Source organism: Chryseobacterium limigenitum (genome assembly GCF_900114875.1).
GTDB lineage: Bacteria > Bacteroidota > Bacteroidia > Flavobacteriales > Weeksellaceae > Chryseobacterium > Chryseobacterium limigenitum.
Genome location: NZ_FPKW01000008.1, coordinates 81,845 through 95,573 on the forward strand (window position 1 = coordinate 81,845; position 13,729 = coordinate 95,573).

At 36.7% G+C, this 13,729-nt stretch carries 12 protein-coding genes; 1 reads left to right on the forward strand and 11 read right to left on the reverse strand.

The features are described from left to right. Positions 1–190: 190 nt before the first annotated feature. The 11 genes from ribH to BT156_RS11615 form a co-directional block, all read right to left on the reverse strand. The gene (ribH, locus tag BT156_RS11565; protein ID WP_072410245.1) at positions 191–709 is read right to left on the reverse strand and encodes a 6,7-dimethyl-8-ribityllumazine synthase; all 519 of its coding nucleotides are present in this window, start codon (positions 707–709) and stop codon (positions 191–193) included. A gap of 3 nt (positions 710–712) precedes the next feature. After that, a complete protein-coding gene (locus BT156_RS11570) occupies positions 713–1,420 on the reverse strand; it encodes a YfgM family protein (RefSeq protein ID WP_072410247.1) in 708 nt (235 codons plus the stop codon). Between the two features lie 243 nt (positions 1,421–1,663). Beyond that, complete coding sequence (locus BT156_RS11575; RefSeq protein ID WP_066753751.1) at positions 1,664–2,200, reverse strand: adenine phosphoribosyltransferase; 537 nt, start codon at positions 2,198–2,200, stop codon at positions 1,664–1,666. Continuing rightward, positions 2,201–3,397, reverse strand: coding sequence for an NTF2-like N-terminal transpeptidase (locus BT156_RS11580; protein ID WP_072410393.1), 1,197 nt, complete (start codon positions 3,395–3,397; stop codon positions 2,201–2,203). It abuts the gene before it with no gap. Positions 3,398–3,448: 51 nt separating this feature from the next. Next, positions 3,449–4,465 (reverse strand): hypothetical protein, encoded by a 1,017-nt coding sequence (locus BT156_RS11585; RefSeq protein ID WP_072410248.1) that lies wholly within the window; start codon positions 4,463–4,465, stop codon positions 3,449–3,451. Between the two features lie 145 nt (positions 4,466–4,610). Beyond that, on the reverse strand, positions 4,611–5,942 hold the full coding sequence (locus BT156_RS11590) for a quinol:cytochrome C oxidoreductase (protein WP_072410250.1): 1,332 nt from the start codon (positions 5,940–5,942) through the stop codon (positions 4,611–4,613). Between the two features lie 8 nt (positions 5,943–5,950). Next, a complete protein-coding gene (locus BT156_RS11595; protein WP_072410252.1) occupies positions 5,951–6,637 on the reverse strand; it encodes a c-type cytochrome in 687 nt (228 codons plus the stop codon). 1 nt (position 6,638) lies between these two features. Then, positions 6,639–7,160 (reverse strand): DUF3341 domain-containing protein, encoded by a 522-nt coding sequence (locus tag BT156_RS11600; RefSeq protein ID WP_034724188.1) that lies wholly within the window; start codon positions 7,158–7,160, stop codon positions 6,639–6,641. Then, entirely contained in the window at positions 7,147–8,544 is a 1,398-nt protein-coding gene (gene nrfD / locus BT156_RS11605) for an NrfD/PsrC family molybdoenzyme membrane anchor subunit (RefSeq protein WP_072410253.1), read from the reverse strand. Before nrfD ends, BT156_RS11600 begins: the two co-directional genes overlap by 14 nt. A 25-nt stretch (positions 8,545–8,569) precedes the next feature. Continuing rightward, a complete protein-coding gene (locus tag BT156_RS11610; protein ID WP_072410255.1) occupies positions 8,570–11,617 on the reverse strand; it encodes a TAT-variant-translocated molybdopterin oxidoreductase in 3,048 nt (1,015 codons plus the stop codon). Between the two features lie 22 nt (positions 11,618–11,639). Then, on the reverse strand, positions 11,640–13,001 hold the full coding sequence (locus BT156_RS11615) for a c-type cytochrome (protein ID WP_072410256.1): 1,362 nt from the start codon (positions 12,999–13,001) through the stop codon (positions 11,640–11,642). A 182-nt stretch (positions 13,002–13,183) separates the two neighbouring features. Here BT156_RS11615 and BT156_RS11620 point away from each other — a divergent pair, with 182 nt between their 5' ends. Then, positions 13,184–13,723, forward strand: coding sequence for a sporulation protein (locus BT156_RS11620; protein WP_072410257.1), 540 nt, complete (start codon positions 13,184–13,186; stop codon positions 13,721–13,723). Positions 13,724–13,729: the final 6 nt, after the last annotated feature.

Below are 13,729 nucleotides of genomic sequence, written 5' to 3' on the forward strand. Positions count from 1 at the left end.
ATACTTTTTGTTCACAATCAATTAGTAAAAAATCCGTAAACATCTTAATTATTAGGAGTTTTTTATCATTAAAAAATAAATATCTGAAGATAAAATCCGTTTGGATGCGGAAAACAAACGAGTTACCAATAAAAAAAGGACTATTACTTATAGCCCTTTTTGTTTTATGAATTTATAACGAATGTTAAAATTATGAGTGTCCGAAACCTATATTTCCGGTTTTTTCAGATAAATTCTTTTTAAAATCTACCATTCTTAGTGCTGTAACCGCTGCTTCCACCCCTTTATTTCCAAGATCGCCGCCGCTTCTTGCGATAGACTGCTCTTTTGTGTCGTCTGTTAATACACAGAAAATAGTAGGAGTATCTGTTAAGATATTACAGTCTTTAATTCCCTGAGCTACTGCTGAGCAAACAAAATCAAAATGAGGAGTTTCTCCACGGATCACGCAACCAATTGCAATTACCGCGTCGTATTTTCTTTCCTTGCAAAGCTGCATGCTTGCATAGTTAAGCTCAAATGCTCCCGGAACCGGGAAAAGTTTAATGTTTTCAGCTTTTACGCCTTCTTTTTCAAGGATTTCCAAAGCTGCATCACGAAGATTGTATGTTACAAAATCATTCCACTCAGAAAAAACAATGCCGATAGAAAAATCTTCGGCATTAGCTATATGAAGTGGCTTGTAATCGGATAGATTAACTGTTGCCATTTTTTAGTAATATTTAGTCATTTCAATATAAGAATCAGACATTCCGTTGTCGTAGTCCTGATATTTTTCGTCAATTGCAGAGAAATATTTTTTAGCATCTGCATTTTTCTTTAATCCTAATGCCAAAATACCTGCCTTTCTTGTGAAATAGTAAGTCGTGTAAGGATCATCAGATGCAGAAGATGCTTTGTCTAATAATGATAAAGCTTCATCATTTTTGTTAAGACCAGATTTTGCATCTGCCATTGCGCCATATTTCATCGCCATCAATGTTTTGTTATCAGATGAAAATTGATCTAAAAGATCATAAGCTTCCTGGAATTTTCCTTCTTTGAATTTTAATAAACCAGCGTTGTATCCGGCAAGTTTACCAATATTTGTAGAAGAATAATCGTTATAAGTACCTACAAAACCCGGGTTTGCAGCAGATTTTCCTCCTAAAGCTTCTTTATCTTTACCTTCCATAAGATTTTTCTGAGCAGAAAGGAAAGTTTTCATAGCTTCAACATTTTTAGGAGCTACAATAAATTGCTGATAAGCGAAAAACCCTAGAACACCTAAAACAAGTGCGCCAAAAACAATACCTAGAGGCTTTGAATATTTTTCAAGAAACCTTTCTGTGTTTAAAGCCTCTCTGTCAAGGTCTTTAAAAAACTCTACTGTTTCTTTACCTTCTTGCTCGTGCTGAGCATTCTTTGTAAGTTTTGCCATAAATTCTTAAAAATTGAACTGCAAATTTAATTGTTTCTGAATGATTTACAAAATACTTTGAGGGTATTATTAAACTAATTATTAATTCTTTACTCCAAATGTATTTTTATAATGCTTTTTACTATAATCAAAGATGCTTCGACTCCGCTCAGCATGACATCTCTAATACGAACTGCTTTATTGTAACGGTCATTTTTTAGCGATGTCATGCTGAGCGGAGTCGAAGCATTTTTGTATCATTAATTAATATTCCAAAATATGATAGATCTCGGAGTTGAATTTTTTTAATTTTTCATCACCATTCAAACCCGTAAGACCGATCAGGAAGCTGAATTGAGTTACTGTTGCTCCTTGTTTTTCAACTAATTTAGCAGCAGCCTCCGTAGTTCCGCCTGTTGCCAAGAGATCGTCATGAATTAAAATTCTTTGTCCTTTTTTGATCTGTCCTTCGCGGGTTTCGATGACTGCACTTCCATATTCCAGATCATATTTTTCTGAAATGATAGGTGGAGGAAGTTTTCCTGCTTTTCTGATTAAAATAAACGGAACTTCTAATGCTACTGCAATGGCAATTCCGAATAAATAGCCTCGGCTTTCAATTCCGCAGACTGCATCTACTTTTCCTTTACTGAAAGCTACCAGATCTTTAATAACATCTTCGTAAAGTTTTGGATCTAAGAAAATAGGAGAGATATCTTTAAACTGAATCCCGGGAATCGGAAAATCAGGAATATTCTCAATCGTATCTTCTAGTTTTTTGATGAGTTCTTTTGAAGCCATTTATGGGTTTATTTTATAGCTGGAAATTTTCCAGTCTCCGTTTACATTTTTAAGTCCGAAAGTTACCTTTAAAGAAGTTGTTTTTCCGTTTTTGTCGGTAACGTCGTAAGTTGCATTTACGCTTGCATTATTAGGGTTTGTAGCATTTGAACTGATGTTTTTAACGCTTACATTTTTCACAGATCCAAAACCTGAAGTGGGGTTAGAGAAAGACTCGTAACTTCCCCAGTTTGGATTGTTTGAAGCATCAAATGCAGCTTTAAGGTTTTGAGAACTTACGTTATTTAAAAACTTCGTTACTGTATTTTTAGGATCTGCAACCGGCTGTTTTGGTGCTGCAGGAGTTGTCGTTGCTGCAGGATCTGTTGTTCCTGTTGGTGGAACTGTAGTCGTAGGATTATTAGGATCAATAACTGCAGGATCTTGATTTACCGCTGTAGAATCTACTTTTGGCGGTGCAGGAACTTTTAAAGCAGATGGATTAACATCCAGTCCGATTTTAGACATTTTGAAAGTCTTTGCAGTTGTTTTTACAGAAACCGTGATGTCAATTTTATTGTCAACCACTTTTGAAGCAAGAAGTGATGAGAATTTCAGGTTAAATCCTTTGAAATTATTATCCTGCATCAGGTTTTTAGCGGTAGAAAGTCTTACTCCATTACTGAAAACTTCCAAAGTTGCTTCTAGACCGGCTCCGGTAAATGCAACAGGATTTCCTGCATTATCTACCAGTCTTGGAATGATCTGGATAGCAGTTGCGCCATTTCCATCGTCTGCAGAAGGTCTCGTGATGATGCTTAAAGAGCTTGCTTTAACATCGTTTGAATCGCTTTCTTTTGCTTTTTCATCACCGAAGATATTCATTTCACCTAATGAAGGCGGGGCAGTACTTGCCCATTCGATACCATTTTTTTGAGCAACCTGATCGGCCATTGTCAAAATTTCGGGAACTTTTTTTCCGTTAATAAGCTTTCCAAGAGCTTTCAATTCGTTTACATCGCCATCAGCTTCTACTCCAAATGTTTTAAGAATATAAAGAGCTTCATTAAATTTTATCTGTTTAATGGTTGGAAGGCTAGAAGTCATATCATTGATACTAGACTGCAAAGTTTGTGTACTTGTAGCATCTACATGATCTTTCTTACATGCCGTGAAAAGCAATAAGCTGAAAATTAGTAGAAAAGAAAACTTTTTCATGTTTTTTTGGTTTGCTACAAATTTAATAAAACCTTTACGAATAGACATTTTTTATTTTTTATTTTGTTGCTCTTTTAAATCATCTTTAAAAAACGAGCTAAAAACGTTCTGCATATTCGGAAAAGATGGTGATTCCCAGAATTTTGACTGATAATTGCTGTTATCTGTTCTGAATTTCACTTTTTCAATATCATTCTCGTTGCTGAAGTTTAATTCTGTAGGATAGAAATTGGTGTAAAGAATTAATTGATTGTAATCCGGTTCACTTTTATGCTTTAGCTTTAAAAAATTAATTTCATTGAATTCTAATAAATCACGCAATGTTTTTTTGCTTCCTTTTTCATAGGATAGATTTAAGATGCTTTTAATGTCAAAAAATCTGTACCCGAACAACGCAAATTCTTTTTTCTGTAAAGCTTCGCCTGTAATTTCGATTTGATCTTTCTGGTCGCCTTTCAATTCTTTAATGGTTGATCTTTTACTTTTATAATCTAAAATATTTCCCGCTTCTTTTAAGTCCGGAACTTCAAGTGTTGAATCGTAATCCCACATTGCAGTCTGCTTTTTTTCAAACTTTACATCTTCCAGTTTGTAGATTCTGTATTGCTCAACATTTGTACTTTTCAGTTTCTTGGTTTTATTATCAAAAATGTAAGTGACGATTCCGTCTGTGTAGCAATTTAATTTGTTGTTGATGGTTACATACGAGTTGAAATTTCCTTTTACAAAAATATATTTTGCAGGCTTATTATTTTTGATAACTACTGCTTCGATATCTTTTACTCTGTCATTGATCTTTATGACGTCTTGAGCAAAATCCGAATAGGAGAGAGTCGCAACCGAAAAATTGTCATAGATAATCTGGAATTTTTCCTGAGAAGGGTCTATAGACTTTCTATCTATTTTTCCATCAATATCAGAAAAAGCAAGAATGCTTCCGTCTTTTCCAAAAACTGAAACTTTGGGAAGTGGCTTATTAGTTTTTTCAGAAACAAAAGTAACAGACTGCGCATTGATCAAGTGAAATGCAAAAACGAATAGAATATAAAACAGATAACTTTTTTTCATAATAATTTTTTAATAGTTATATAACCAATCTAATAATAAGACGAAACAATTTTAAAAAAGTTGCCCGAAATGATGAATTCATTCCATAAAAAAAGACTGATTAATTAATAATCAGTCTTTTAAAGTTTTATTTTGTTACAAGTCCTTAGAAAGGATACTCATAAATTTCAGATTCATGTAAGAATGGGTTACCTGTAGGAATCAATTTAAGTTTAGCTAATGCAGAAAGCACTGTAAACATAAACAATCCAACTACAAATAATACAGCTCCTACTATTAGTAATAATACTTCCGGAGTGTTCCAGAAAGGTCCTACCGTTCCCGGCATTACCATATTAAAGTAATCTAATAAGTGACCTAAAATAACCACGATCGCCATTACTGTAACTACTTTGTAGTTTCTCTTGATGCTGCTACTTACTAATACCAATAGTGGTAATAAGAAGTTGATGATCAACATTGGTAAGAAAGTAACACCATAGTGTTGGAATCTTCCGAAGAAGTAGTTTACCTCTTCCGGTACGTTTGCATACCAATAAAGCATAAACTGTGCGAACCATGTGTATGTCCAAAGCATACTTGTAGCGAAAAGGAATACTCCTAAATCATGCAAGTGATTGTCATTGAACTGTGGTAAGAAACCATTTTTCTTAAGATAAACACTTAATAAAATGATAACAGCAATACCACTTGAAAGGCAGCTAACCATTGAATACCAGATATACATTGTAGAATACCAGTGAGGGTCAATAGACATCAACCAGTCCCAAGCCCAAGCTGCAGAAGCAAACCCGAAGAATGCGATATATCCAACAGCCCATCTGTAAAGGAATTGATACTCAACTAAAGATTTTGTATCATCTACTTTTTTAGACTGTGCTTTCAATTTCCATGCGAAGAATGATGCTCCGATTACGTAGATCAATGTTCTGATAGCATAGAAAGGAATATTTAAGAATCTTTTCTTTTCAAATAAGATCACATCAAAATGTGCAGAGTTTGGATCTGTTAAATCCGGATCCATCCAGTGGAATAGGTGACCTTGGTGGAAGATATTCAATAACATTAAAATTACCAAGATTGCACCACCGTAAGGGATGTAAGAAGCGATAGCTTCCATTACTCTTGTAATGATGATCGGCCATCCTGCGTGAGCAGCGTGCTGAATACAATAGAAAAATAATACCGCGCAGCTAACTCCAAAGAAAAATACAGCCACAAAGTGTATTGCCGCTAAAGGCTGATTGTGAATCTGTAGTTCTGCATGTTCCAAGTGAGCAGCGTGATCCTGAGGACCAATCATTTCACTTGAATGTGTAGGAGCAGTATGACCGGAAGCATGAACAGCTTCCATCATTTGTTCTATTCTTTCTGTGCTAATTCCTTTATTCAAGAAAAAACCAATACCAAACAGAACTAAACCTACAACAAGAAGTATTAGAGAAGTTGATTTTAATTTTGGTGAAAAACTATACATTTCTTTTCTTATTTTTTAGTTTCGGTAGTAGTCTCTGTTGCAGCTGCAGCTGGTGTAGCTGCTGCGGGTGCTGCCGCTCCTTTTTTGAAGGCGCTCATCACATACATTGCAACTCTCCATCTGTCTCCAGCGTTAAGTTGTCCCGCATAAGATCCCATCGCATTTCTACCGTTTGTTAGTACATAATGAACAGACCCTACAGTAATTTCTCTATCAGCATAGTTTGGTACACCAGAGAAAGCACCGCTTTGTACAATTGGTCCTTGTCCATCACCTCCTGTTCCGTGACATGCAGCACAAGTATGATCAAAAAGCATTTTTCCTCTTTCGATATCCTTAGCAGCATTTGCCGGATTTAAAGGAGAAGCGTTTAGCTTTTTAGATGCATCATAACCTGCGTTATATTCGTCTACATTTTTTGGAAGTAAGCCTTCTTCAAAAACGCCATCTTTATTTTGAGCAACCGATCCTTCTACTGGAGCAAGACCTGTTGCAAAACTATTTTTAACAAATGCCGGAATTTCATTTTCATGATCTGAATACGCATCCTGAGCCTTCATCAATGGATCATAAGCTACAGGAAAGTACATATCCGGGAAATATACCAACGGAGTGTTTTCTTTCGGTCCGCAAGAATTAAGTAAAACTGTAGTTAAACCTAAAATTGCTGTAATTTTTAATACATTCTTTTTCATTTTAAGCGTCTTTAACAGTTATTTCTTCAACTCCGGTTTCAATAAGCAACTGCTTTACAGATTCTACATCTTCAGTTACAAACTCCATAAGGAATTTATCATCTGTAGTTCTAGGATCCGGGTTTTGTGCAGGAGCTCCGGGATACATTTTGTTTCTTACTAAGAAAGTTAATGACATCATGTGAGCAGCGCAGAAAACCATCAATTCAAACATTGGAACTACGAATGCAGGCATGTTGTGCGCCCAGTCAAAAGCAGGTTTACCACCAATATTTTGAGGCCAGTCATGGTTCATTACGTACCAGGTAACTGTTGCACCAATAGTAACACCATAAAGTGCGTAGAAGAATGCAGCATCAGAGATTCTAGTTTTCTTTAAACCTAAAGCTTTATCTAGTCCGTGAACCGGGAATGGAGTATAAACTTCGTTTATCGCAATCCCTTTATCGTTGAATGCTTTAACGCCGTTCATTAAATCGTCGTCATCAGCATAAAGTCCGTATACAATTTTAGTGGTGCTCATCTCCTTCTTTTGCTTTATAAGTTTCACCTGAGATTTTCAGAATTGATTTCAATTCGGCCTGTGCAATTACAGGGAATGTTCTTGCGTATAATAAGAATAATACAGAGAAGAATCCGATTGTTCCTAAGTATACACCCACATCAATGATCGTTGGCTTAAACATTGTCCAAGATCCAGGTAAGTAGTCTCTAGAAAGGTTGATAACGATGATATCAAAACGCTCGAACCACATACCGATGTTGATGATTAATGCAATAATAAATGTTGCAATGATATTTGTTCTTATTCTCTTGAACCAGAATAGTGCAGGAATAATTAAGTTACAGCTAATCAATGCCCAGAACGCCCACCAGTAAGGACCGGTTGCTGCACCTGGAGAAAGATAAGTAAAGTCTTCAAATCTTGATCCTGAGTACCATCCGATGAAATATTCAGTTGCATATGCTACAGTTACCATACCACCTGTTAAGATGATTACGATGTTCATAATTTCGATATGATACATTGTAATATAGTCTTCTAAGTGACAAACTTTTCTAGCGATCAACAATAGTGTTTGTACCATTGCAAATCCTGAGAAGATTGCTCCAGCAACGAAGTAAGGAGGATAGATCGTAGAGTGCCATCCTTTAATAACCGAAGTTGCGAAGTCAAAAGATACGGTAGTGTGTACTGAGAATACAAGCGGAGTTGCCAAACCTGCAAGAACCAAAGAAAGTTCTTCGAATCTCTGCCAGTGTTTTGCTTTACCACCCCAACCGAATGCTAGGAATGTATAAATTTTCTTTGTCCAAGGAGTTTTTGCTCTATCTCTGATCATCGCAAAGTCAGGGATCAATCCCATGAACCAGAATACAGTTGATACTGAGAAATACGTAGAGATCGCAAATACGTCCCAAAGTAGAGGAGAGTTGAAGTTCCCCCAAAGAGAACCAAACTGGTTAGGTAAAGGGAAAACCCAATATCCTACCCAAACTCTACCCATGTGGATAACAGGGAAGATTGCCGCCTGAACAACCGCGAAGATAGTCATCGCCTCAGCTGAACGGTTTACAGACATTCTCCAACGCTGTCTAAATAATAATAATACTGCGGAGATAAGTGTTCCGGCGTGACCGATACCTACCCACCATACGAAGTTGGTAATATCCCAACCCCAGTTAATAGTTCTGTTAAGCCCCCATGCTCCAATACCTGTCCCGATAGTATAAGCGATACAGCCGAATCCGTAGATGAAAAGAACTAAGGCTGCATATAGTGATACCCACCATAATTTTCCTGCTCTTTCTTCGATAGGTCGTGCAATATCTTCTGTGATATCGTGATAAGTTTTGTGACCAATAATTAGAGGTTCCCTTATCGGAGCTTCGTAATGTCCTGACATTTTTTACCTATTTATTATTTAAACTTTATTTTTCTACTCTGTTTCTTACTTTAGTGTGATAGAACACGTTTGGTTTGGTTCCGATCTCTTCTAGTAAATAATATCTTCTGTTGCTAGAATATAATTTTCTAATTTCAGATTCTTTGTCATTCATGTCTCCAAACTTCATGGATCCTGTAGAACAAGCTGCTGCACAAGCAACCGATTCTTGGAATTCATTGTCTGTAACTCTTCTTCCCTCTTTTTTAGCCGTTAGAATAGTTGCCTGAGTCTTTTGGATACACATTGAACATTTCTCCATAACCCCTCTTGTTCTTACAACAACATCCGGGTTAAGAACCATTCTTCCTAAATCGTTATTTTGATTGAAGTCGAATTTATCATTCAGGTTATATGTAAACCAGTTGAAACGTCTTACTTTGTACGGACAGTTGTTTGCACAATATCTAGTACCGATACATCTGTTGTAAGCCATGTGGTTTTGACCTTGCTTACTGTGAGAAGTAGCCGCTACCGGGCATACAGTTTCACATGGAGCGTGGTTACAGTGCTGACACATTACCGGTTGGAAAATCACATCAGGACTTTCGTTTGGCTCGATTAAGATGTTGTATAAGTTAGGAACGTTAAGTCCTCTTTCAATACCTTCTTTAGTTTCGATCTTTTCTTTAGCAGAGTAGTAACGGTCAATTCTTAACCAATACATATCTCTGGACATTCTGATCTCTTCTTTACCTACAACAGGAACGTTGTTTTCTGCCTGACAAGCAATAATACATGCTCCACAACCAGTACAAGAGTTCAAGTCAACAGATAAGTTGAAGTGAGGGCCATCTGTATCATCGAATGCATCCCAAAGGTCAATTTTACCTGCTGGTAATGCTCCGCTGATCGTGTGGTACTCCAAAGGCTTGTTCCATCCTTTGTGCTCGTCATCGAATGCTACGTTGATATATTCAGCTAAAGGAACTTCTTTAGCAATCTCGTAACGTCCCATTAGAGTATTCTGAAGCTGAATACCTGCAAACTCATGATCTTCACCTGTTTTTTCGATCTTAGCGTTTGATACAACTAAGTTAGAACCATCAAATAAAGGATAAGCGTTTACACCCGTATCAGCAGTTGCCCCTGAGTTTTTCTTACCATATCCAAGCGCAAGACCAACTGATCCGTCTGCTTGTCCCGGTTGAATGAATACAGGAACGTCTTTTATTGTTACTCCGTTTACAGTAAGGTTTACAATTGAACCGTCTAACTGCATTCTAGCATTAAGATCGTTTTCAATACCTAATCTTTCTGCATCTTTAGGAGAAATTGTCAAGTAGTTATCCCAAGACATTCTAGTGATTGGATCCGGTAATTCCTGCAACCAAGGGTTGTTTGCCTGAGTACCGTCTCCCATTGAAGTCTTAGTATATAATACCAATTCCAGATCAGAAGCTTTGAAGTTTCCTAATTCAGCAATAGCCTGAGCAGCATTTCCACCTGCATAAGACAAAGTCGTTGCATTATTAGAAGGAACAATACCGTTATATAAAGCTTTGTTGAAAGAAGTCGCTCCTAAGATTGAAGCAGAACTAGCTTTTAAATAATCGTAGTAGTTATTAGCAGCGTTGTTTTTTCCGTTTTTCCAAACCAATAAAGATTCTTCGATCTGTCTTGATTTGTAGATTTTTTGGATTGTAGGCTGCATTAATGTATAAACTCCGGTCTGAGGTTCCATATCACCCCAAGATTCTAGCCAGTTAGCTACAGGAATTACAGCTTTCGCTGCTTTGTACATTTCATTTTTCTTATCTGCAACAGCAACTACATAAGGAACCTTAGTTAAAGATTTCTTGAAATCTTCTCCTTTTGGATGAGAATAGATAGGATCTACGTTGTTTGTAATTAATACTCCAACTTGTCCTGCATTTACCCATGTTAAGAATTCGTTATATCTTGCTTTGTCAAATTCTCTTAAGAAGTTTGCTTTACCAGTGAAAGCTACTGAACCTAATTTTTGGTTGATTAAGTGTGCAAGAACCTGAGCTCCTTTAGAACCGTCAGCCAATACAACAGCTTTGCTGCCTTTAGCCTGTAATTCTTTTACGATCTCAGAAGCAATCTTGTCAGAAGCAGCGCCTCCTCCTACGATTGCATTGTAAACTTCAACTAAAGTTTTGTTTACAGCACTTGGCTTTAATCTATATCTTGAGTCAGCATTAGCACCAGTTAAAGACATGTTTGATTCCACTTGGATGTGTCTCAACATGTTTGCTCCCGGTTTTCTTGCTTCTGCAAAAGAAGTTTCTAAGCTTCCCGCGTTGTAATCTCCTAAGAAATCTGCCTGGAAAGAAACTACTAATTCAGAACCTTTAAGATCGTAAACCGGTAATGCTCTTTGTCCGAATACCTCCTGAGCAGCATCTAATCCTGCAGAGTAAGGGAAAGCATCAAAAGTTACCAATTCAGCTGTAGGATATTTTGCTTTAAAATCAGCGAATAGCTTTTTGAAAGTTGGTGAAGCAAAAGATTGAGATAAAAGAACGATTTTCTTTCCTGCCGCTTTAGCTTCTTCTAATCCTTTAAGAACGAAATCATCTACTTTGTCGAAAGTTTCGTCTTTACCGTCTAGCTTAGGTTGCTTTACTTTATCATTATCATAAAGAGAAAGTACAGCTGCCTGAGCTCTAGCGTTAGTTTTACCTAAATCACCAGCTGCCGGGTTTGGATCAATTTTGATTGGTCTACCTTCACGAGTTTTTACTAAAACACTAGCGAAATCGAACCCATCAAAATATGTTGAAGCGTAGTAATTTGGAACCCCCGGAATAATATCGTGAGGTTTTACCACGTAAGGAATCGTTTTAATTACCGGAGCTTCACAAGCAGCAAGCGTTACCGCCGCTGTAGAGAATCCTAGTAACTTTAAGAAATCTCTTCTTGAAGTACTTGATCCGTTTTGTTCAGCATCTCCAAGGAAATCTTCTACCGGAATTTCTTCCTGAAACTCTTTCTGAGCCAGCTTATTATTTAAAGCCGGGTCTTTAAGTTCATGAATACTTCTAAATTGTATTTTGTTTGAAGCCATTTATACTTCTAATTTTTAGTTATTAATAATGACATTTACCACACTCAAGACCTCCAATTGCGTCTACAGTAATTTTACCTCCGTCTTTAGGGTATTGCTTTTTAAGCTTTTCGTGTAGATTTTTGAAGTATTCTTTATTATAACCGTTGTTCATGTCCACTTCAGTAGTTCTGTGACATTCAATACACCATCCCATTGTGAAGTCATTAGCCATTTGAACAACATTCATTGTATCAATTTTTCCGTGACAAGCTTTACAAACAACATCAATTTTGTTTGTTGGATTCTTTTTGTTGAAAGAATTAATGATTGCTTGTTCACCTGCTACTACGTGCTGAGAGTGATTAAAGTACACGAAATCCGGCATGTTGTGGATTCTCGTCCATTCAACTGGCTGAGTTTTACCTGTATACTGTTGTTTTGCAGGATCCCAACCTGTCGCAGCATAAATTTTCTGAATTTCTCCGTCGTAGAATGCTTTGTCTTTTCCAGGTTCCATGTAATGCTTAGCGTTGTATTCGGAAATCGTTCTGTGACAGTTCATACAAACGTTCATAGAAGGGATTTCAGATACCTTACCGTATTTAGCACTAGAGTGACATAACTGACAGTCAATTTTCTGTTCTCCAGCGTGGATTTTGTGAGAGAAATAGATAGGCTGTTCTGGCTTGTATCCTTTGTAAACTCCGATCCACATGATCCAGTTCCAAATTCCATAAGTTGCCAAAATAGCCAGGATCGTTAATAATCCTTTACCTACATAATGGTATTTTTCATAGATTTCGCTGAAAGATTTAACTCTAGTTTCGTTAAGTCCAGCCAAGTCTTCAGATTGACCTAGTTTTACTAATTGTCTTAGTTTAATTAAGATCCAAACTAATAATGCCGCAATTGCAAGAAGTGAAATAATGACAACGCTAGTAGTCGTTTTGTCTGCAGGAGCCGCTGCTGCAGCGTCTGTGCCAGTAGCTGTTGTAGCAGCTGGTTCCGGTTCTGGAGCCGGAGGATTAGTTGTAAAAGCTAAAATATCATCAATATCCTTATCTGTAAGATTCGGAAACTGCAACATTTCAGTTTTATTGAATTTTTCGAAAATCTCATTCGCGTATTTATCCCCAGAAGCTCTAAGAGCTTTATTGTCTTTGATCCACTTGTGAAGCCAATCTTTGTCTACACCGCCTTCTGTCTTCACTCGTTCTACAACCCCTTTCAAAGGAGGTCCTATTACTTGTTTGTCCAGCGCGTGACATGCAGTACAATTCGCTTTGAAAAGTTTCTCTCCGTTTTTAGGATCGCCGTCTTGCCCGTAAATTGAAGCACTGGTTGATAGCAATAAGCCTATTGCGATCAACGTTTGTTTATAATGCTTTCTCCAACTAATCATTTAAATTATCTTATGTTAGTAAAATATTGAACCAATCAATCCCGCAAAAATAATATTTTTAACAGGAATTTAACGCCATAACGAGAGGGGAAAATATCATTTGTGGTTAATTTGTATTAATTCTAAATAACTCAGTTTGGTATAATTTTTTAATTTGTATAAATTTGCCGAAACAAGTTTAAATGAAAAATTTAATCAAAATATTTTCAGTATTATCATTATTAGGGTTTTATAATATTGGAGCACAGCAGGTTGTGAAGAAAGATACTTTATCCGGAACAGAGTTAATCATGTCTATGGATCCGAAAGTGAGTGATGCTTTGGGGAGTTTGGAGGACAAATGTTCCAGAGTAGCAACAAATAATTCGTCAAGAGATAATGATGATGACACTTCTTATACGAAGCCAACAAAGATTTATGTTCCCAACAGAGAGCTTACAAATGCAGAAATTTGCAGAAAAAATCCTCGAATTTTAGGATATAAACTTCAAATTACGACTGTGAAGAGCAATGAAGAGGCTAATGAAGTGAAGTCTTATTTCAGAAGAAGATTCCCTAATTTGAAAGTTGAAACAGATGCTTCTTTAAGACCAAATTATAAAATCTTGGCAGGAAGTTACTTTACAAAACAAAGTGCGGCATCGGATCTTTCTAAGGTTAGAGAGTATTTTAAATCAGCAATTCCTGTGCAATACAGGATTTTCTGTGCAGAAGCAAAATAATTTTTT

Coding starts and splice junctions, on each gene's coding strand:
- BT156_RS11600 (WP_034724188.1), bottom strand. CDS start 7,160: ATGAGCACCACTAAAATTGTATACGGACTTTATGCTGATGACGACGAT.
- ribH (WP_072410245.1), bottom strand. CDS start 709: ATGGCAACAGTTAATCTATCCGATTACAAGCCACTTCATATAGCTAAT.
- BT156_RS11575 (WP_066753751.1), bottom strand. CDS start 2,200: ATGGCTTCAAAAGAACTCATCAAAAAACTAGAAGATACGATTGAGAAT.
- BT156_RS11610 (WP_072410255.1), bottom strand. CDS start 11,617: ATGGCTTCAAACAAAATACAATTTAGAAGTATTCATGAACTTAAAGAC.
- BT156_RS11590 (WP_072410250.1), bottom strand. CDS start 5,942: ATGTATAGTTTTTCACCAAAATTAAAATCAACTTCTCTAATACTTCTT.
- BT156_RS11615 (WP_072410256.1), bottom strand. CDS start 13,001: ATGATTAGTTGGAGAAAGCATTATAAACAAACGTTGATCGCAATAGGC.
- nrfD (WP_072410253.1), bottom strand. CDS start 8,544: ATGTCAGGACATTACGAAGCTCCGATAAGGGAACCTCTAATTATTGGT.
- BT156_RS11620 (WP_072410257.1), top strand. CDS start 13,184: ATGAAAAATTTAATCAAAATATTTTCAGTATTATCATTATTAGGGTTT.
- BT156_RS11595 (WP_072410252.1), bottom strand. CDS start 6,637: ATGAAAAAGAATGTATTAAAAATTACAGCAATTTTAGGTTTAACTACA.
- BT156_RS11580 (WP_072410393.1), bottom strand. CDS start 3,397: ATGAAAAAGTTTTCTTTTCTACTAATTTTCAGCTTATTGCTTTTCACG.
- BT156_RS11585 (WP_072410248.1), bottom strand. CDS start 4,465: ATGAAAAAAAGTTATCTGTTTTATATTCTATTCGTTTTTGCATTTCAC.
- BT156_RS11570 (WP_072410247.1), bottom strand. CDS start 1,420: ATGGCAAAACTTACAAAGAATGCTCAGCACGAGCAAGAAGGTAAAGAA.